At 42.3% G+C, this 20544-nt stretch carries 22 protein-coding genes; 6 read left to right on the top strand and 16 right to left on the bottom strand.

Going from position 1 to position 20544, the window contains the following annotated elements; all coding sequences use genetic code 11:
• Positions 1-37 precede the first annotated feature (37 nt).
• Positions 38-328 (bottom strand): GIY-YIG nuclease family protein, encoded by a 291-nt coding sequence (locus HZA77_06180; GenBank protein ID MBI5375003.1) that lies wholly within the window; start codon positions 326-328, stop codon positions 38-40.
• Between the two features lie 114 nt (positions 329-442).
• On the opposite strand from HZA77_06180, the gene HZA77_06175 reads away from it, so the two are divergent.
• Positions 443-892 carry a VOC family protein gene (locus HZA77_06175; GenBank protein ID MBI5375002.1) on the top strand — a complete coding sequence of 150 codons (450 nt, stop codon included), beginning with the start codon at positions 443-445 and terminating at the stop codon, positions 890-892.
• A 16-nt stretch (positions 893-908) separates the two neighbouring features.
• Here the strand turns inward: HZA77_06175 and HZA77_06170 are convergent, their stop codons facing one another.
• The 5 genes from HZA77_06170 to HZA77_06150 all read right to left on the bottom strand — a co-directional run bounded on the left by HZA77_06170 (position 909) and on the right by HZA77_06150 (position 5460).
• Positions 909-1262, bottom strand: coding sequence for a cupin domain-containing protein (locus tag HZA77_06170; GenBank protein ID MBI5375001.1), 354 nt, complete (start codon positions 1260-1262; stop codon positions 909-911).
• A 174-nt stretch (positions 1263-1436) separates the two neighbouring features.
• Positions 1437-1805: a VOC family protein gene (locus tag HZA77_06165; GenBank protein ID MBI5375000.1), complete on the bottom strand. Its 369-nt coding sequence runs from the start codon at positions 1803-1805 to the stop codon at positions 1437-1439.
• A 13-nt stretch (positions 1806-1818) separates the two neighbouring features.
• A complete protein-coding gene (locus HZA77_06160) occupies positions 1819-3033 on the bottom strand; it encodes a hypothetical protein (GenBank protein MBI5374999.1) in 1215 nt (404 codons plus the stop codon).
• Between the two features lie 101 nt (positions 3034-3134).
• Entirely contained in the window at positions 3135-4820 is a 1686-nt protein-coding gene (gene ettA, locus HZA77_06155) for an energy-dependent translational throttle protein EttA (protein MBI5374998.1), read from the bottom strand.
• 130 nt (positions 4821-4950) lie between these two features.
• The gene (locus HZA77_06150) at positions 4951-5460 is read right to left on the bottom strand and encodes an RNA-binding protein (protein MBI5374997.1); all 510 of its coding nucleotides are present in this window, start codon (positions 5458-5460) and stop codon (positions 4951-4953) included.
• A 506-nt stretch (positions 5461-5966) separates the two neighbouring features.
• Here HZA77_06150 and HZA77_06145 point away from each other — a divergent pair.
• From HZA77_06145 to HZA77_06135, 3 genes are all read left to right on the top strand, one after another.
• A complete protein-coding gene (locus HZA77_06145) occupies positions 5967-6170 on the top strand; it encodes a cold-shock protein (protein ID MBI5374996.1) in 204 nt (67 codons plus the stop codon).
• Positions 6171-6304: 134 nt separating this feature from the next.
• Positions 6305-6472, top strand: coding sequence for a hypothetical protein (locus tag HZA77_06140; GenBank protein ID MBI5374995.1), 168 nt, complete (start codon positions 6305-6307; stop codon positions 6470-6472).
• A gap of 247 nt (positions 6473-6719) precedes the next feature.
• On the top strand, positions 6720-7163 hold the full coding sequence (locus HZA77_06135; protein MBI5374994.1) for a DNA-binding protein: 444 nt from the start codon (positions 6720-6722) through the stop codon (positions 7161-7163).
• A 76-nt stretch (positions 7164-7239) separates the two neighbouring features.
• Here the strand turns inward: HZA77_06135 and HZA77_06130 are convergent, their stop codons facing one another.
• The 9 genes from HZA77_06130 to HZA77_06090 form a co-directional block, all read right to left on the bottom strand.
• Positions 7240-8271, bottom strand: coding sequence for a radical SAM protein (locus HZA77_06130; GenBank protein MBI5374993.1), 1032 nt, complete (start codon positions 8269-8271; stop codon positions 7240-7242).
• A gap of 156 nt (positions 8272-8427) precedes the next feature.
• Positions 8428-8685 carry a hypothetical protein gene (locus tag HZA77_06125; protein MBI5374992.1) on the bottom strand — a complete coding sequence of 86 codons (258 nt, stop codon included), beginning with the start codon at positions 8683-8685 and terminating at the stop codon, positions 8428-8430.
• Between the two features lie 261 nt (positions 8686-8946).
• A complete protein-coding gene (locus tag HZA77_06120; protein MBI5374991.1) occupies positions 8947-11601 on the bottom strand; it encodes a CBS domain-containing protein in 2655 nt (884 codons plus the stop codon).
• Complete coding sequence (gene tsaE, locus HZA77_06115) at positions 11598-12080, bottom strand: tRNA (adenosine(37)-N6)-threonylcarbamoyltransferase complex ATPase subunit type 1 TsaE (protein ID MBI5374990.1); 483 nt, start codon at positions 12078-12080, stop codon at positions 11598-11600. The genes HZA77_06120 and tsaE overlap by 4 nt, the downstream gene beginning before the upstream one ends.
• A gap of 2 nt (positions 12081-12082) precedes the next feature.
• Positions 12083-13348, bottom strand: coding sequence for a competence/damage-inducible protein A (locus HZA77_06110; protein MBI5374989.1), 1266 nt, complete (start codon positions 13346-13348; stop codon positions 12083-12085).
• A gap of 43 nt (positions 13349-13391) precedes the next feature.
• A complete protein-coding gene (locus HZA77_06105; GenBank protein ID MBI5374988.1) occupies positions 13392-14378 on the bottom strand; it encodes an energy transducer TonB in 987 nt (328 codons plus the stop codon).
• 6 nt (positions 14379-14384) lie between these two features.
• A complete protein-coding gene (locus HZA77_06100) occupies positions 14385-15143 on the bottom strand; it encodes an ABC transporter ATP-binding protein (GenBank protein ID MBI5374987.1) in 759 nt (252 codons plus the stop codon).
• Positions 15121-15936, bottom strand: a complete 816-nt coding sequence (locus tag HZA77_06095) for an ABC transporter permease (protein MBI5374986.1) — start codon at positions 15934-15936, stop codon at positions 15121-15123. Before HZA77_06095 ends, HZA77_06100 begins: the two co-directional genes overlap by 23 nt.
• On the bottom strand, positions 15911-16897 hold the full coding sequence (locus tag HZA77_06090) for an ABC transporter substrate-binding protein (GenBank protein MBI5374985.1): 987 nt from the start codon (positions 16895-16897) through the stop codon (positions 15911-15913). The genes HZA77_06095 and HZA77_06090 overlap by 26 nt, the downstream gene beginning before the upstream one ends.
• Before the next feature lie 117 nt (positions 16898-17014).
• On the opposite strand from HZA77_06090, the gene HZA77_06085 reads away from it, so the two are divergent.
• Positions 17015-17968, top strand: a complete 954-nt coding sequence (locus HZA77_06085; protein MBI5374984.1) for a hypothetical protein — start codon at positions 17015-17017, stop codon at positions 17966-17968.
• A 205-nt stretch (positions 17969-18173) separates the two neighbouring features.
• Positions 18174-19688, top strand: a complete 1515-nt coding sequence (locus HZA77_06080) for a DUF1566 domain-containing protein (GenBank protein MBI5374983.1) — start codon at positions 18174-18176, stop codon at positions 19686-19688.
• Here HZA77_06080 and coxB read toward each other — a convergent pair.
• Complete coding sequence (gene coxB / locus HZA77_06075; protein MBI5374982.1) at positions 19636-20538, bottom strand: cytochrome c oxidase subunit II; 903 nt, start codon at positions 20536-20538, stop codon at positions 19636-19638. The two genes, HZA77_06080 and coxB, sit on opposite strands and share 53 nt — an antisense overlap.
• Positions 20539-20544 lie beyond the last annotated feature (6 nt).

The raw sequence follows: 20544 nt of genomic DNA, 5'->3' as shown, positions 1-20544 counted from the left end.
TTTTTTGTTGTCATTCCCGCGAAAGCGGGAATCCAGTCTACTCACATATCTGCTCATATAAGTCTTTCCATTCTTTATTGAAACTCTCAATTAATTCCAGCTTCCATTTACGGTTCCACTTCTTGATTTGCTTTTCCCTCTTAATAGCTTCCTCTACTGATGTATGCACTTCGTACCATACCAAAAAATGAACACCATATTTCTTTGTAAAACCATCAACCAGATTATTTTTGTGTTCGTAAACACGTTTAATTAAATCTGATGTCACACCAGCATATAAAGTACCATTACGTTTATTGCTCAGAATATAAACATAATAGTTTTTCATTTATACATCCTCTGGATTCCCGCTTACGCGGGAATGACAAAAATAAAAAACATGTTTTAATATTTACTACATATTGAATTGATTCTGCAAAACTGTCATGATATTTTTATTAAAATGAACGCAAAATACAAGCATACCAATATCATCGCTAAAGACTGGCAGTTGCTTGCCAAGTTTTACCAGGACGTTTTTGGCTGTGAAATTGTGCCGCCTGCACGCGATCTTGAGGGTGAATGGCTGGCAAAAGGAACCGGCGTCCCTAATGCTCATTTCACCGGCGCACATTTGAGACTGCCGGGACATGGCGATAGCGGTCCGACATTAGAAATTTATCAATATAAAGAGAACAAGCCACGGTCGTCCATTGCAGCAAATCGGGAAGGTATAATGCATCTTGCTTTCGAAGTTGATGATATCAGCCAGAGCATAACTGACGTTCTAAAACACGGCGGTACCAAAGTCGGTGATATCACCTCATCGGAAGTGAGCGGAGTAGGAATATTGACCTTTATTTACCTTGCTGATCCGGAAGGCAATATCATCGAACTGCAAACATGGAGATAATAGGTACCACCTACTTTCACTTTGCGTAATCTGCCATCCCCTGGAAATCGACAACAACCGCTTCCACATCTCCAACTACCCAGGCGTCATGTCCGGATGGGAGCAGAGAAACATCGCCAGGTTTACACTCAAACTCAGTTCCGTCGTCCATTTGAACTTTAAGCACCCCGGACACATGATACTGCAAGTGCGGTGCCTCACAGCTTTTAGTCTTGGCAATAGGTTGGACCGATGTTGCCCATCTCCAGCCAGGTTCAAATACAGCACGCCCAATGGTCGCACCATCTATCTTAATGAGTTCCAACCGCCCCTTTGGGAACTTGCGAACCTCATCTGGCTTCCAGAAACTTTTTAGTTCAGCCTTTTTCATGGCGCACCTCCTTTTTATTAATCAGTGCTACTCTTTGTAAAAAATTTACGATAAATTCTGGGAAAATACAAATTCAAATGGCCGCAAGTGTCAGGTGTGAGCACAGAATGTGCGGATTGAAAAAGTTTACCGAAGTGCCAGTTTAATGCAGGCGTTGTCAGGTAATTGAGCCTATCACATTGAATGTAAGCCTATAATATTCCCTTCGGTATCGTACACCAAAGAGATGTATCCATACTGGCCTATTGAGGTTTTCCGCTTCTCTATCTTTCCGCCAAACTTTTCAGCACGGCTCTCTTCAACTGCACAGTCATCACAAGCAAAGTATACGATAGTGCTGTTGCCACCGGACTCGATCCCCTTCATTTTTACCAATGCTCCAGCGGTCCCCATTTGATCCTCCTGCCAGGGAAAACTCCAGATCTCGATGTCCGGGGTATCAAGTCTTTCGAGCTTCACATTGAAGACGGCCTCGTAGAACTTTTTGGCCCGATTCATGTCCTGAACATAAATCTCAAACCACCTCACCGGATTTTGTGCCATTTTATTTCTCCCGTTATTCCCCGAGATCCCCTAAATCAATGAGGGTTGCATTTATGACTTCGGTCGGTCTGCTGCCGATTTTTGCAATCGCGCTATCAGATGGCTTGGAATCAAGACGTATTGTACAGCAGGCTGTTTTTTCACCTTCAAAGATAACATTCTCCACTTCCTCAATATTTATCCCGTCAGATTTTAGTTCATTTAAAACATTGGCAAGCACTCCGGGCTTATCATAATGACGGACGACAAGCTGCCACATTGCCTTTGTCTTTTTGCATCTGTTGACCCAGTTATCAACTATCCCCTGCGAGATATAATTCTTAAGGATTCTTACAGTTTCTGACGCCACCGCATCCTGCGCTTGCTCTGTTGAAGCACCGATATGATGGGTTACATAAACATCAGGAAGTTTCCCGATAGCCCCTGTAAATTCCCCTTCTTTTGCCTCAGGCTCGTCTTTGATTACATCAAGACCGGCGCGGATTTTGCCTGCCTTTACAGCCTCGAGAATAGCCGCCTCATCTGCGATTTCTGCCCTTGCAGTATTGATAAATAATGTCCCCGGCTTCATAGCTGCAATGAGTTCTTTGCTTATAAGCCCTCTGGTTTCCGGTTTCAAAGCAAGATGAACTGAGATGATATCGCACTGAGGGATAAGCTCTTTTACGGATGGATAATAAGTTGCTCCAAGCTCTGCAGATGCCTCAGGTGTGAGAGACCTTGACCATGCTACTACTTTAAGACCAAATGGTATTGCCCTTTTAATTACTTCTTTTCCAATCTGTCCTACACCTATGACTCCAAGCGTTTTTCCGAAGATACCATCAGCCTTCGAGTATTTTCCTTTATTCCATTTCCCGGCCCTCAGATCCATGACATTATCAGGAATACTGCGGTCAAGGGAGAGGATAAGCCCCATAGCTAATTCTGCCACTGCTATGCTGTTTTTCCCCGGGCAGTTGGCAACATAGATTCCCCGCTCGCTTGCGGCTTTCATATCTATGTTATTTACTCCTGCACCTGCGCGGATTATGAGACTTAATTTGCTGCTCTTTTCAATGCAGTCAGCATGGACTTCTGTTGACCTGACAATTAATATATCAGCTTCTTTGGCTGCTTCAGGGAGTTCTTCTGATTTTAATTTTGGAGCATATTCAAGCACAACTTTCATTTTCTTGATTTCATCAATCTGTTTATCAGGGAATTTGTCAGCAATCAGAATCTTCATCATTATCTCCTTTGCTCGTTAAGATCATCTGCGTTTTTTGTCTTTTAGACCTGCCAAAGGAATTGGTCAATAGGGAAAAAATGGGAACGCCGCAATACCTATTATATTCTTGTGAGATGCCTATACTTAATCCTATGCGGTTGATCTGCCTCGACACCGAGACGTGCTTTTCTGTCAGCCTCGTACTCTGAATAATTCCCGTCAAACCAGACCACTTTGCTCTCACCTTCAAAGGCAAGTATATGTGTGGCGATGCGGTCTAAGAACCAGCGGTCATGGCTTATGACAACTGCACAGCCCGCAAAATTCTCAAGCGCCTCTTCAAGGGCACGCATGGTGTTGACATCAAGATCATTCGTAGGCTCGTCAAGGAGAAGGACATTTGCCTCTTCTTTCAGCATCCTTGCGAGATGAACGCGGTTTCTTTCTCCTCCCGACAGCATTGAAACTTTTTTCTGCTGGTCAGGGCCTGAGAAATTAAAACGTGCAACATAGGCGCGTGAATTCACTTCCCGCTTTCCGATCTGGATTACATCCTTTCCATCCGAGATCACATGCCAGATAGATTTTTCAGGATCAAGGTCATCGCGGCTTTGGTCAACATAGGCAAGCTTAACTGTCCCGCCTATTTTAAATACCCCTGAATCAGGATTTTCCTTTTGTGTTATCATCCGGAAAAGCGTTGTCTTTCCTGCTCCGTTAGGTCCGATGACTCCGACGATACCGCCCGGGGGAAGCATGAATGTCATATCTTCCATAAGGATATTTTCACCGTATGCCTTGCCCACATTGTTGGCTTCGATTACTACATCGCCGAGGCGCGGTCCTGGCGGGATGTAGATTTCAAGCTCCCTTGATTTTTTTTCATTATCCTGACTTAAGAGTTCTTCATAGGAATTGATACGCGCCTTTGCCTTTGCATGGCGCCCCTTTGGAGACATGCTTATCCATTCAAGCTCTCGCTGAAGTGTCTTCTGTCTTTCGCTCTCTGATTTTTCTTCCAGCGCAAGCCGGTTCTTTTTCTGTTCAAGCCATGAAGAATAATTCCCCTTCCATGGTATTCCCTCTCCGCGGTCAAGCTCCAATATCCATCCCGCCACATTATCAAGGAAATAGCGGTCATGGGTGACTGCAATGACTGTGCCTGCATAGCTTTGAAGATGATGTTCAAGCCATGCGACAGTTTCCGCATCAAGGTGGTTGGTCGGCTCGTCAAGGAGTAAGATGTCCGGTTTCTGAAGGAGAAGCCTGCAAAGAGCGACACGGCGTTTCTCACCTCCTGAAAGAATTTTTACAGGAGTATCCGCCGGAGGACAGCGAAGGGCATCCATTGCCATATCAAGACGCGAATCAAGGTCCCATGCATCGAGGGCATCAAGTCTCTCCTGCACCACACCTTGTTTTTCGATAAGTTTATTCATCTCATCATCAGACATGGGCTCTGCAAATTTCTCATTTATGCGGTTATACTCATTAAGGGCATCAACTACCTCCTGGACGCCCTCTTGCACAATCTCTCTCACTGTCTTGTCATTATCCAGTTCCGGTTCCTGTTCAAGAGAACCTATAGTGTGCCCGGGTGAAAGAACTGTCTCTCCGTTAAATGCTTTATCTTTTCCTGCAAGTATGCGGAGAAGAGAGCTTTTCCCTGAACCGTTAAGACCTATGACACCGATTTTTGCCCCGTAGAAATAAGAGAGATAGATATCTTTCAGGACCGGTTTTTTGTCATAAAATTTGCTCACACCGATCATTGAATAGATAACTTTGTTTGGTTCATTGCTCATTGCTTTTTAAATCCTTTCTTTACATAGATAAAACAGCACATAAATAAAACAGCCTCAGGACTTTATTTCCCCTGAGGCTATAAAGTGAATCAATTTAGTTAAATCTTATTGTATTACAAGTCCTGATTAATTATCTGTTAAATCCTCTTCCGCCGCCACTGCCGCTGGAACCCCTGTCACCGCCTGAACCACTGCGCCCGCCGCCTCCGCGATTGCCGCCTGCACCACCGCGTCCACCGCCATAACCGCCGCTTCCGCCGCCGCGACTTCCGCCTGCACCACCGCGTCCGCCACCTCCGCCGCCATAACCACCACTGCCGCCACCGCGATTGCCAAAACCGCCTCCGCCTCCGCGATTGCCGCCGAAACCACCTCTACGCTCTCCTCCTGACTCCTTTGGACGCGCTTCATTTACAATAATTGTTCTTTCCATGAATGACGTTCCATTGATTTCTGAGATAGCTTTCTTTGCATCCTCATCTGATCCCATTTCAACGAAACCAAATCCTTTTGACCGCCCAGAGTATGTGTCGGTTATTATCTTTACAGATTCAACCTTCCCAACTTTTGAGAAGAGACTATTCAGATCATCTTCTGTTGCATTAAAAGGAAGACTTCCTACGAACAATTTGTTTCCCATAACCTTGTACCCCTTTCAGTGTTTAATAAAATAGCCCCGCAGCTTTTTAAAACCGGGAAGCTCTACCAGTCTTTTATTGATAATAGGTTAAACTGTAACAATTTAGAAGTTAAAATCCGGTTAACTCTATATTTGAAGTCAGACTCATTAATATTCACGACTTACAGTTTACAGTAACCATATAACAAATAACAGATAAAATAGCCAACTATGTTTCTCATTATATCCCAGAAAAAATAATTTTCAATTGAAGCTCAAAAGAGAGGTGTTTTGCCTCATCACACCATTAAATCTCACAATGTGATATTTCTTATAGTATTGTTCTTTTTTTAACAGGATAACATTATTATTTGACTTTTCAAAATAAATGTTGCCAATATACCACAAGTATCTTGAGTTTTTGTAACAGCGAGTCCACAAAGACTTTATACTTTGTGGACTTTTTTTGTTGGGAGCCGTATTTTTACGGCAGTTTAGTGGTTCAATATTTATGGAGGTTATTTAGCATGGCAAACGGAACAGTAAAGTGGTTCAATGAATCCAAGGGATTTGGCTTCATAACTCAGAGTGATGGTGGCCCAGATGTGTTCGCACATTATTCTGAAATCCAGGGAGATGGATTCAAAAATCTCTCCGAAGGTGATTCAGTGAGCTTTGATGTTGCAAAAGGTGACAAAGGCCCAAAGGCAGTAAACATCGTAAAACTGTAAACCTGTGAAGGAGGCTCCCCTATAAGGAGCCTCCCTTTTCAATATTTCCTGAAATTATTGCTTCTCGCTTTTTAATGTACTTCAGCAGTCAGTTTGTAAATTATCACTATAAAACTATTATATGGGGGGCAGCTATGGCTTCGCGTTCCGGCAATTATAAAAGCAACAAAAGGCAAAAAGAAATCAAACGGAAAAAGAAACAGGAAGAGAAAATATCAAGACGCCAGCATGACGCTAACACTCCTGCTGAAGACTCCGGTTCGACTGACCAACCTAAGATAGAGCCGGATCCCTCAAACTAAATAAACGGCAGGTTATTTGCCCGTGATTTCATGGAGTTTCATGAAATTTGTCTTTCCTTTGGCGGGAAGGGGCGAACTTGCTATCACAACAATCCTGTCAGCTTGACTTATAAAAAAGACATATTATTTTTAGAATAAATCCCATTTAATATATCATAGCGTTATAATTATAACATTGAAGATAAATAAAATTTTCTTAACTTAGATAAAACTGGGTGGGCTAAAAATGAAAATGGAGGTTAAGATTATGAGAAAAATTTTTATTTTAATCGCATTAATTTCAGCCTTGACGCTTATTACTTCTACAGCATCTTTTGCTCAGCATAAACCAGGAAGTGTTGGTTGGAGTCCATTGTCCAATTATGGAAAAATTTACAATCCTAAAACTGTCGAAACCATTAGCGGAGTAGTGGAGAAAGTTGAAAAAATTACCCCCATGGAAGGAATGACACTTGGAATACAGATACTCCTAAAAACTGACAAAGAAATAGTGCCAGTTCATTTAGGTCCCGCATGGTATATTGAAAATCAGGACTATGCGATTGAACCAGGAGATAAGATTGAAGTAAAAGGATCAAAATGCACATTTCAAGGGAAACCATCAATCATGGCCGCTGAAGTAAAGAAAGGCGATAAAATCATGAAGGTTAGGGATGAGAAAGGATTTCCATTCTGGTGTTGTTGGCAATAAATTTAGGCTTCATGTTCTAAAGCCCACCCAGCTTTATTACTGAACGATATAAGAATATTTTAATCAAAGAAATAAGTTAAACATTAGTATCTGGACAAGACCCGATTATAAATGAGCTCCTCCTGCCGCGAATGTCTGAAAACAACTCTGAACGCAAAATATCTTTTAAACTTTTTTCTCTTATACTATCAGCAGTAATATTCAGCAATGGGCAGGGAGTAACATAGCCTTGCGAGTTTATGTGCAAAATCTCGTTCCCACCGCAACAACCTCCGCCAAGCTCTTCCATATATCTTGTATCTATTAAAAAAATCTTTTTCTCTTCATTAGCTTTCTTAACGCAGGATTTAAGTGATTCCCTCTCTTTCTGATCGCAGGAATAAACATCAGGTACATTTGCAGAATGATTATAGTGTGAGAATATCCCTATTGTGCATCCCCTCTTAATCATTTTATCCAGGAATTCTCCTCCTGTCAGAGCATCGAGATTGAGTTTTGTGGGTGTTACTGAAAATCCAAATGGGATACCTTCTCCTCTTGCATATTCCATAGCCTTTGCCACTTTTTTATAAGTTCCTTTTCCCCTCCAGGAATCAGTCTCATCTTCGAATCCCTCAAGACTAAAAATCAGAAATCCGGTAAACTTTTCTTTAACCTCCGCAGCTAATTCTTTATTAAACAATGTGCCATTGCTGAAAATCCAGAAGAATGAACTTCTGTGATTTTTTAAAACATCAAACAACCCTTCTTTTATAAATGGTTCTCCTCCGCTGATTATAAAAAAAAATACTCCAAGTCTTTCAGACTCGGTAATCACTCTGTCCAGCTCCTCTAAAGCAAGCTCATCTTCACGAGAGTATTTCTTTGAGTAACAACCGACACAGCTTAGATTACATCTCATCGTCGGGCTTATTATCATAACTTTCGGAACCGCTATACCTTCATTCCTAAGCCTTTCTGAAATCTCACTGGTCTTGAAATAACTGTTAAACAAATCCAGAGCAATGCTTTCATCTTTGTCCGTATAAGATTCAATAAGGCTTAAAATTTCCGGGAAGAATGTCCTGAATTCTTCAACTTTATCAATATCTATTGGCAGGCAATTCATTCACAAAACTCCATTTCATTAATAAAAAAACAAAAGTCTCACAATTGAAGGCTCCCCCGGCAGGAGCTGGGGGAGCTTTAGTATTTAACCTTATCTTACCTAAATCTTATCTTATCTAAATTCTATCAAATGACTAATTGATTCTGTTACAGATTGCTAATTTGCTTTGCAAGGTCCGGACGTCTCATTACTCCCACTTCCTTGTTTTGATGTGCAAGAGCAGGATTTTGCTAATTGTTTCTCTGCCGTACCGCCAGAGTTGCTATCAGCAGTTTTGCTGATTTTCATCTGTTGAGACCTGACTGGCGGTTTCCAGCCAACGCTTCCCGGCTTATTTATATCTGCAAAAGAGATAGTAGAAACGAATAGGGTCATAAAAACCATTGATACTGCTGCCGTTAGAATCTTTTTCATGTTACTTCCTCCTGTTTTAGCCTGACTATTTGGCTTAGTTGTTATATCCAATGTTGCATCCTGCTATAGATATAGCAATTCCAATGCCAAGAATAGTTTTCAACCTCAAAGTCGCTGCAACCTATTGATAATCCCAGATTATTTATTTTGACATGGTTTACTGATTCGAAATTAGATAATTAGCTTTGGGGGAAATAGCATGAAATGATACAGTGAACTGTATCAATAGATGATAAATGATGATGATATTTTGATATTCTGTTATCTGTACTTTTCAAAGAGCTTCCTGGCGAGCGCAATTTCACCGTCGCGGTCCTTTACCACCCCGTCTATCCGTGCATTCTTCACTTCATCGAGTATCTTTGTATAGAGAGGTCCCGGAGGGATTCCTATTTTTTTAAGGTCGTGACCGCTTATCTCCCTTGTTGCCTGCGGGCGGTTCACAAGAAAAGTAGAAACAGATTTTCTTACATGCTCATTCTTTGTAAGAGCCATGAGAAAAATAATCATCTCTCTGCCTGCACTGCCAAGAACTGAATGTATAAGGCTAGGCTTCGGCTTCTCTTTGATATCAAGTTTCTTGAGGATACTCTCGGCAGCTATGGACGCGCGTAATTGATTTCTAACAGTAGTCGGCACCGAAAGTCTGTCGCATATCGTTTCAAGCTCATTAATATTGTACCGGTGGCACAAGGCCATGAAATATACAAGCCATGAATCAAGATGCTTGTCAGGAAAAGATACCTCGTACCAGTCAAGAATCTTCTCTATGCTTTTAAACAGGCTCTCGCTTTCACCCTTAAATGAAAGCTCCGGGTTTACAGCCGAAAGCAACTCAAGCTCCTCCATCCTTTTAAGCGCTCCTATGCAGTTCTTGTCCTTAAGTATTAGTATGAGTTCAGCCAGTATTCTTTTGCCTGAAACTTTGTGAAAGACTCCTCTTGCCACAGCATCTTTGATCAGTAATTCTGTCTGCTTGCCAAGCCGGAAATCCAGACGTGCCTCGAAGCGGAGTGCTCTGAATGCGCGTGTCGGATCTTCAACAAAACTTAAACTGTGCAGTACGCGAAGCACCCTTTCCTTTATGTCGCGCTGTCCTCCGAAATAATCAATAAGCATGTTAGGCGGGGAACCGTTAAGCCTTATGGCAAGGGCATTGGCGGTAAAGTCTCTACGGTAAAGATCCCTTTTAAGGGACCCCGGGATTACAATAGGAAGTTTGGCGGGAGATTCATAAAATTCCGCCCTTGCAGTTGCAATATCTATCCTCAGTCCTTCGGGAAAGAACACGGAAGAGGTACCGAACCTTCCGTGGCTTTTGCTCTTTCCTCCGACCCTTGATGCGAACTCTTTGGTAAAAAGGATCCCTGCATGGTCAACTACAATGTCTATATCATAATTACTTTCAAAGTTTCCCTCAGCCAGCAGAAGGTCCCGCACCGTCCCTCCAACCAGATAAGCATTGATATGTTTTTTATCAGCGATATCCCGTATTATATCAAGATACTTCATTATTGAAGCAGGCATCCTTTCCTCGATCATCTTTCCAACGTTTTTTTCCTTGAAGAATCCCTCCCCTTTCAGTTTCCACTCAGGTTCTCCTGTCCCTGATATTTCTTCGAGCATCGTGCTGTCACCGATATGCTTTATCAGGTCGCTCCTCGTAATAACTCCCTTTAAGCTGTTTCCATGAAGGACAGAGAGGAAAGGGATTTTTTCAGTGATCATTATCCTTATGACCAACTCCACTGGAGCGTCTGTCGAGACAGACCAGAGTTCTTCATTCATATATTTTTCGACCTTTTCATTTCCCATGCCGTGCGAGACGGCCTTCTCAAGAATCTTCCTGTTCATTGTCCCAACAACAGTGTTCTTTTGGGAAATCACCGGCACAATGTTGAAGTGGAACCTGTTTATTTTTTTTAATGCATCAGATATCTTTGATGTTGATTTTACCGTAAGCGGCGTACGCGTCATTATATCTTCAGCTACAACTTTATCGGGGACTATCTTTTCAAAAAAGGATTTTACCTCTTCAATCGCCTCATAAAGAGTCAAATCTTTAATCACTGCTGAGGCTGCGTCGCTATGCCCTCCGCCGCCAAACATGGATGCAAGTTTCGACGCATCAACCATGTCCGAAGAACTTCTTGCGATCAGATATATCTTGTCATCCATCCTGAGAAGCGCAGCTATTGCGTTCAATCCCCGCATATCCATGACGCGGTTTACGACAAGGGATGCGTCATCAATGAATTCTTCCGCAGTAGCAACTGCGATCCCTGCCTTTTTATCTCCTGCCGGAAAAGTCTTAATGGAAGAAAGAAGCTGGTTTAAGATATTAAGCTGTTTCTCGTCGATATCATGCTTGAAATATTCCCTTACCATTCCTATGTCAGCACCGTTCTTTACGAGATATGCCGCCGCCTCGAGGTCCTGATTGGTAGTGGAATGGAAAGTGAGAAACCCTGTCTCCTCATAAATCCCCATAATCAGTAAAGTCGCTTCATCTGGCGTTATCTTTTTTCTTTTTCTGCGGAGTATTTCAACCATAATTGTTGTCGTAGCGCCGCGCTTCACGATTACTTCCTTGTCTCCCTTAATGTCAGATGATGCGGCAGGATGGTGGTCATAGATGTGAATCTTAACTTCCTTTTTGACAGCAATTTCCTTAAAGGGTCCGATTTTGTCAGGTTTTCTGACATCTACCAGGACAAGTTCTTTTATCTTCGAAATGTCAATATCACTGCAGTTCAGATATTTGAATTTCATCCCCTGTCTTTTTAAGAAGTCCCTCAAAACCTTTTCCTGCGAGCCTGCAAAAACAACCTTTGCAGCCGGATAGAGCTTTCCTGCGGCTATCATTGAGGCAAATGCATCAAAATCCGCATTTATATGGGAAGTTATTATTTTCATTTTATGTTTTTAGAAAGATCAATTATTTTTTTTATGATTTCAGAATGCCTGTCATCAAATGCAGAGATTATTATCTCCCTTTTTTCTTCACTGATACTTACAATCTGCACATCAAGCCTCTCCTCAGGGAGAATGTCTTTGAATTTATCTGCCCACTCGACTATTACAACTCCGCTCTCATCATCAAGATACTCCCAGATGCCCGTTGATTCGACGTCAGATGAAGAGATTATCCTGTAAAAATCAGCATGGTATATCTTAAGCTTGCCGGGATATTCATTTATTAGAGTAAATGTAGGACTTACCACTTCTTCCGGGTCAGCGCCCAGACCTTTAACAATCCCTTTCGTAAAATAAGTCTTGCCTGCCCCAAGTTCTCCTGAAAGAGCTATGAACTCTCCGCCCGAGAGCAGTTCTCCTATTTTAATACCAAGCCCGAAAGTTTCATTTTCAGAATCAGATGTGAATAAATAATTCATATTCAGATTCCATTTATCTTATTCTCTAAATATCCCATCAGATATTTTCTCAAAAGATCAAGCGTCATCAGCGCCGCAAAATGCTTGTTTCTCTTCCTGTCCCACGGGAAGCGGAAATGCCTTACGCAGGAATATTTTTCTGTAGCCAATGCGATATAGACAAGTCCTACAGGTTTCTCTTCTGTCCCGCCCCCCGGGCCTGCAATCCCCGTGACCCCTATCCCTATATCCGTGTCAGCGATTTTCCTTACCCCTTCAGCCATGGCAAGCGCCACTTCCTCAGACACTGCTCCATGAGTCACTATCGTATCACCCGGAACGCCGAGCTCCAGAGCCTTTGAAGAATTGCTGTAAGTCACGTAACCTCTCTCAAAATATTCTGAGCTTCCGGGCACATCAGTTATCCTGTTTGCGATGAGACCTCCAGTGCATGACTCTGCAATTGCAAGCTTTAATCCCTTATCTCTCATAAGATTCCCTATGACCTCTTCCAATGTCATATCATCTGTGCCGTAAATGATTTTTTTAAGACGCTCTCTCACCTTCGCTTCAAGCTCGGCTATCATGGCATCGGCAGTCCCGGCATTTTCAGCCATTGCCGTTATCCTTATACTTATCCCTGAATCCCCGGCAAGGTAGGCAATTGTAGGGTTCGTATATTCCATAAAAAGGTCCTTCAATATCTCCGCTATCTTCGACTCTGACATTCCGATTGTCTTTATGACTCTTGATTTGATGGTCTTTCTTTCACCTGATAATTCAAGAAGCATGGGGATAACCAAATCATCTGTCATCCCTTTGAACTCACCCGGCACTCCCGGAAGGGCAAAGATGAATTTGCCGTCCTTTTCAACCATAAAGCCGGGTGCTGTCCCCCGCGGGTTTACAATTATTTTCGCACTCTCCGGGAAGTATCCCTGAACCTCGTTGTTCTTTGGCATATCTATGCCGCGCATTGAAAAGTAACCGCGGAGTTTTTCAATAGTCCCGCTGTCAGGCTGAAGAGGCTTTCCCATAAACTCCGCAACTGCCTGCCTTGTGCAGTCATCCTCAGTGGGCCCAAGCCCTCCTGATATGATAATAACGTCCGCTCTCATCAATGCATTTTTCATGACCTCCTTCATCCGCTCCACATTGTCGCCTACTGTCTGCTTGAAATAAACGGAAACTCCTATCTCCGCAAGCTTCTGAGATAGATAAGAAGTGTTCGTATCAACTATCTGGCCGAGAAGAAATTCTGTGCCAACCGAAAGAAGTTCTGCAATCATAAAAGTTTTCCTGTTAAGAATGTTAAATCCTGCAATATTATCCCTATCTCATTTTATTATACAAATAGTATGTGAAGTTCCCTGAGATTGTAAGCTCCTTTTTCTCCCAGCGTTTTGGCAAAGGAGGGAATGGCGATGCATCGGAAAGCGCACGTTTTGCAGCTTCATCGAGAAATGGATAACCGGACGAGCTTAAAATTTTAGCCGATGCAAGAGTCCCATCCTCTTTTATCGTGAACTCCATTATAAGCTGGCCGTCAATGCCGCGTTCCCTTGCAATCTTGGGATAAACCCATACACCTTCTATAAGTTCTTTCAGATGTCTGAAATAGGAAAAATATTTTAGATCCGTTGTATCAAGACTTACCACATGCCCGGAGCTTCCCTTATTCCCTGTCCCCCCTTCCCCTTCTTCATCACTTCCTCCAAGCCCGACCTCACCTGCAAACTTGGAAAGAAGATCCGGATTAGGAGCCATAGGCGAGAACGCGCCTTTACTCCCAGGAGTGCCGCTTCCCCTGCGGACCGCATCCATTGTTTCCTCAAGCTCCCTCTTCTCTGGCTGGCTTAAAGTTTTTTTAGATTCAACATTATCAGTCTGTTGAGGCTCGCTCGCTTTGTTATATGTAAGATTGGGTTGCTTAGACTGCTCGCGGGGAGGTGTTGATGCCTGCGGACGCTTTGCCGGATATCCATCTCCCGGCCGGGGCATTGAAAACTGGGGCGGAGGCATAGGAATCGGTTGCGGCACGGCTCTGGTATCAGGACCTTTCTTAAGCCCTTTCAATGGTTCTTCAATACTTTCAGGAGCAAGCTTTGAAGCACCCTGCGACCGCTGTTCTGATTTGAGATTTGTCCTGCTCTGTGAGTCAGGCGGAGCCTTTACCGGAGGATTCAGATTATAGACAAGGACATTGAACTTGTCTTTTACATCATTGACAGGAAATTTAACTGCCAGTGCAAGAGCTACTATAAGCAGTGCGTGGAAGAATATGGAAATAATTATTGTAGTGATACGGTTTTCTTCCATGTTCTGTTATCTTCCCTCTCTTACCATGTTCTCAACTTCATCCCTGAAATCTGCAAACTCCTTCCCCCACCTGTCGCGGGGAAATTTCAAAGGAATATTAATCTCCTGCTTTATAGATACAGGTCTCCTGGTGAATATTATAAGCCTCTCTCCAAGGTATAGAGCCTCATCAATGCTGTGGCTTACGAAAACCATGGTAAATTTTAAATCAATCCATGCAGTCTGGAGAAATTTCTGAAGTTCGAAGCTGTGCTCCCTGTCGAGAAAAACAAAAGGCTCGTCCATCAATATGACTTCAGGGCGCAATACCATCACCCTTAAAAAAGAAACCTTTCTCATCATTCCTCCGGAAAGCTTCGAAGGATAAAAGTCCTTGAAGCTTTCGAGTCCGAAGGAACAAATAAGCTCCATTGCCTTCTCCCTCCGCTCCTTTGCATTTACTTTTCTCAACTCAAGACCAAACTCGATATTTTGAAGCACAGTCCTCCATGGGAGAAGGTCATTCTTCTGCGAAACGAGAACAGTCCCCTTCCCCGGGCCTTCAATCGCTTTTCCATCAATAGTCACTCTGCCGGAATCTGGTTTTTCAAGCCCTGCAAGAATTCTTAACAATGTTGATTTTCCGCATCCGCTGGGACCCATTATGGAAAGGAATTCCCCTTTCTTTATATCTACTGAAACTCCTGACAAAACTTCAAGCGGTTCAGCCAAGGCTCCATTATTTCTGAATCTCTTGGTTATGTTATCTATCTTCAGCAGTGTCATCAACTCTCCATGCAAGGACCTTTTTTTCAAGCAAGCTTATGCCGGAATCCATTAGATACCCTGATAAACCTATTATAACCATTCCTGCAAAAATCAAATCAATGCGCTGTAAATCGCGGGCGGTCATTATCATGTAGCCGAGACCATATCCGCTCTTCACACCGGTAAGCTCTGCCGCCACAAGGGTCATCCAGCCGATGCCAAGCCCCACTCTCATTCCCGTGAACACAGAAGGCATTGATGCGGGGACTATAACCTTTAACAGCAGAGAGCGTCTTTCTGCCCCCAGAGTAAGACTTCCGTCAATTATAGCCCTGTCAACAGACATAACGCCGAGGACTGTGTTTGAAAGGATAGGGAAAAAAGCGCCGAGAAAAATAAGAAAACTTTTTGAGATTATTCCAAGCCCGAACCAGAGAACTGATATTGGAAGCCATGCCAGCGGCGGTATGGGACGAATCATCTCTATCAATGGATTAATCAGTTTTTTTATTTTTTCAGACCGCCCGATTATAATCCCAAGAGGGAAAGCCGCGAGAAGGGCTGACGTAAAGCCGAAGAAGACCCGTACCAGGCTTGACGTAAAATGGCCAAAAAGCAGATAGCCCGGAGGCATCCCGTAGGAGGCAAGTTCCCATATTCCTTTTGCAATCCGGGAAGGCGCCGGGAATATTCTTGCCGGTATAATGGAAAGAAAAGAGAGAGCCTCGAAAAATAGAAATAATACGACCAGCGGCTTTAAACCGGAGAGTTTGCCGCCAATGAGCCTAAAAGCCTTTCCATAGCTTTTCATCAAAAAACCTTTTCAAGAAGCTTTCAGGGTCTGTCTGTTTTATATAACCGAACTTAATCAGGAAACTTAGAAAATCTTTATAGCCTTCAGGTTCCGGATAATAGACATACTTTATCTTCCCTATCGCTTTTCTAACTGTACTCTCGTCAAGCCCTGTATAACTCATTCCAATGATAACAGCCCTGTCAGGGTTCTGCTTTATAAATTCAGTCGCTTCAACATGGGCTTTTATAATGCGTGCCGCCCTGTCATAATCATCTTCAATGAATTTCCTGTTTCCCACAAGCACACAGCATGGATGGTTTTCCCATATCTCTCCGGAGTTTATAATAACCTTCCCTCTGCCGTCCTTTTCAGCCATCGTAGGATATGGCTCCCAGGAAATGAATGCATCTACATCTCCATTAACGAGCGTAGGAAGCATCTCAGGCGGCTTTATCACTATGTCCGATGGCGCTGGCTCAGGTTTCCATTTCTCAATAGCGCGCTTTATAAGAAAGTCCTGCATTGTTCCCTTACCCGGTATGGCAATCTTTTTTCCCGCAAGCTGTAAAAATTTCTTGTCCGCTGAATCTAAAGATGAAGCAGTGAGCGAGCTTTCCGACGGAACTACAATTGACGAGCCTTCGTTGTTTACCTGAGCAAGCAGCATTACATCTGCAACACCATTGACGGTTGCTATTACCGCAGGGGCAAGCCCCACATAACCAGCATCAATCTCCCCTGCTGAAAAAGCGGACATCTCCTCAGGTCCTGCCTTGAATATCCCCGCCACCTCTACCTGAAGTCCCTGTTTCGTATAATAGCCGTTGTTAAGAGCCACATAAGCGGCAAGCTGGTGAAGGTCGTTATTGAGGAATGCAATCCTTACACGCTGAAGAGGTTCAGCATTCTCCTCTTTTGAACAGGAGAATGTGAGCAGGAAGAGCGGCAATAAAATGATTATAAATATTTTTTTCATAACATTTTTTTATATAGCAAACAGAAGAAATATGAAAGCTCAAAAAGTCCGGTAGTTCAAGTATTAGACAATAGTAAATTGTTATAATATAAAAAAATAAATTCTACTTTTAAACTTATGAATGCTGACTTAAAAAAGATTTTTATAAACTCAATAAAGGCAAGTCTTGACCTCTTCAAGGTCATAATCGTTGTTTCCATTGCAGTTAAAATCCTAAAAGAACTTGGGGCAATCGATTATCTGGCGCAGGCTTTAAATCCTTTCATGAACATCGTGGGACTTCCAGGCAGCATGGGGCTTGTCTGGGCAACCGCTATGTCAACCAATCTCTATGCGGGTATGACTGTTTACGCATCATTTGTGCATGATGTACAACTCACAACCGCACAGATCACAGTGCTTACTTCCATGATGCTAATAGCACACTCATTGCCAATAGAATTAAGTTTTGCGCGGACTGCCGGAGTACGCTTAAGATTCACTACTGCCATGAGGATATTTGGAGCGCTTTTTTACGGATGGTCTTTAAATCTTATTTTTCAACTTACCAATACGCTTCAGCACAGGGCAGTATTGTCATGGTTTCCGAAGATGCAAGATGAAACGATTTTAAGCTGGGCTTTAAGCGAAGTAAAAAGGCTTGGTCTTATATTTATTATTATTCTTTCTTTGAATATCATCCTTAAACTTTTCGAGATAACGGGTATTACAGACATTATCGTAAAATTACTGCGACCATTTCTCAATGTCCTCAAGATTCCTGAGTCTGCAAGCTCCATCATAATTGTGGGAATGCTCCTTGGAATGGTCTACGGCAGCGGTCTCATAATAATAGAAGCAAAAAAAGAAATACTTAACGCGAAAGACATCTTCTCCGTAATCGTATTGCTGAGCCTCTGCCACGGAATTATAGAAGATACGATTTTAATGATGCTTCTGGGAGGACATATCTCCGGTGTTTTAATTGGCCGGATAATTTTATCGCTAGGTTTTGTATTCACACTTTCAAGGATAATCGCATTTATCCCTGAGGATACATTCAACAAGCTCTTATTCAGGCAGGCTCAATAGACTCTGTTTTCAAATTAATGTGCTGATTTTAAATTATTTTAGATTTCATAGTTGCTTAAGGATAATGTAATTAGGTATATTTAAATAAATATTAATTATAATCTTATCTTTAATAATCTAAATGTTTAAGAACATTTTATATTTTTTTAGTATATTGGTTATTCCGTTTATAACTACAATAACTGCTTCAGCTGAACTCGCACGTTTGCCCCAAACCGGACAGGAGACGTGCTACTATTCTTCTGGAAAAAAGTTGTTTCCCTGTTATGAAACCGGACAAGATGGAGACATACGTGCAGGAGTTACTCTTCCTCAAGATAGGTTTATTGCTGATAAAAATGAAACTATTACTGACAAGCTAACAGGTCTAATGTGGGTGCAAAAAGGTAATACTCCCAATGTAACTCTGTGTAATGGCGGGGCACAAACATGGCAAAGCTCACTGGAATATGTACAATGCCTTAACAACAACACATATCTTGGCTACAGCGATTGGCGGATGCCAAACATCCGTGAAATTGAAAGTCTTAAGAATTTAGGGAAACCAAAGATTTCAAAATGGCTTAATAAAAATGGTTTTTTTAAAGTAAAGTCTGAATGGTACTGGTCATCAACAAGCTATCCTGACAATAAAAGTAGTGCATTGATTTTTGACATGCAGACAGGTGAGATTGACAGTGGAGATAAAAACAACGACATACATTACATCTTACCAGTCCGAAGTGTGGATAAATCAAAAAAATTCTCTGAACCTATTATTCAACTTCCTCAAACAGGACAGATCAAGTGCTATGATTCATCGGGACTTGAAATACCCTGTAATAAGACCGGTCAAGATGGAAATACCAAAACTGGTGCTGATTTACCAAAGCATAGGTTCGTTGATAACGGAAATGGGAGTATAAACGATAAATCTACAGGACTTTCATGGGCAAAAGAATTAAATTCATCTTTAGAAGAATCATGTTCCGGTGAAGCACAAACATGGTCGAATGCTCTTGGTTATATAGAATGCTTAAATAATGCCCGCTATCTTGGGCATAAAGACTGGCGCCTTCCGAACAGGAATGAGCTATTAAGTCTTATTGATTACTCAAACAATAACCCAGCACTACCTAAAGATAATCCTTTTGTTAATATAGAATCAGACTATCTCTGGTCTTCATCTACTGATTCCAGCAAAAAATCTAATGCATGGCTTGTCAGAATGTCAGACGGTGATGTTGCCAGTAGTGACAAGGATAATAATTTTCATGTATTGCCAGTGCGTGCCGGAAAGCCCGGCCCAGCACTTACATCAGATTTAAAAGTCATTAGTTCTAAAGTGAAATATAATAACCACACGAACATCAAATACGACAAATATGAGATAACAGTAACTATAAAAAATATTGGTGATGCTAAGTCTTCTTCTTTTAACGTTGGACTATTGATGTCATCTTATCCACTTACATCTTATCAATCTGTACGTGAAAGGTTAGCTATTGGGTATGGTCCTATTGCCAAAAAGCGTTGTGAAGGCCTTAAAAAAGGCGAAACAAAAACTATAACTTTTACGAGCCGGACATATTCTTATACTTCAACATATAGAGGAGTGTTCTTAGACTATGATTTTGAAACACTGGAAACTAACTACAACAATAATTTAAGTGATCCAATAGACATAATTACTCCACGGTCTCCAGATACTCCACTATCTCTTCCATTTCTGCATCAGTGAGATTTCCTTTCTGCGGCGGCATGATGGGCTGGAAGCCTTTTACAATATCTGCGTTAGGTTCAAGGATGGATTTTATCAAGTACTCTTTATCAGCGGCAACTTCTCTTTCCTTCCCTGCTGTGACAACAACAACTTTGCTGTTATACAATCCCTTGAATGACGGGCCGACTATCACAGAGCCGTCTATGCTGTGGCATCCGGTGCAGCCTTTAGTATTAACAATGTCTTTACCCATCTGCGCTCCTTTTGATTCCCCCTCATTCCATTCTTCAAATTCCTTCTGAGACATGACATTCACTTTTGACATCATATAGGAGTGCCTCTGCCCGCAGTATTCCGCGCACATTATGCTGTACGTTCCCTGTCTATCAGGCTGAAACCAGACATAAGTCTGCATCCCCGGAACAGCGTCCTCCTTTACCCTGAATGCAGGAACATAGAAACTGTGTATAACGTCCTCTGAAGAGAGGAGAAGTTTTACAGGCTTCCCGACCGGGACATTTAGCTCATCACTCTGCTTGCCGTTCTCATAAGTAAATTGCCATGACCACATCCTTGCACTTACTTTTACAGGCATTGCATCGGGGGGGACAAGCCTGATAGCTTTAAACTCCATCCATCCGTAAAAGAACATTGAAAGGACAAGCACCAATGGAATCACAGTCCATACAACTTCAAGGGTAGGATTGTCAGCGACATCTGAGGCTACGGGATTCCGCTTCCGGTTGTATCTTATGACAAAATAAATCATCACAACTGTGACTGCAAAGAGGAGAAGAAAATCTATCCCCAGAATATACATAAATACATTATCAACTTTTACTGCTGATGAAGAAGGTTCAGACCACACTTTATC

The sequence above is a fragment of the Candidatus Schekmanbacteria bacterium genome (genome assembly GCA_016219965.1).
In the GTDB taxonomy this organism is placed as follows: domain Bacteria; phylum Schekmanbacteria; class GWA2-38-11; order GWA2-38-11; family J061; genus JACRJM01.
The sequence above is the reverse complement of the archived record's forward strand: the minus strand, read 5'-3'. Positions and strand labels throughout refer to the sequence as shown.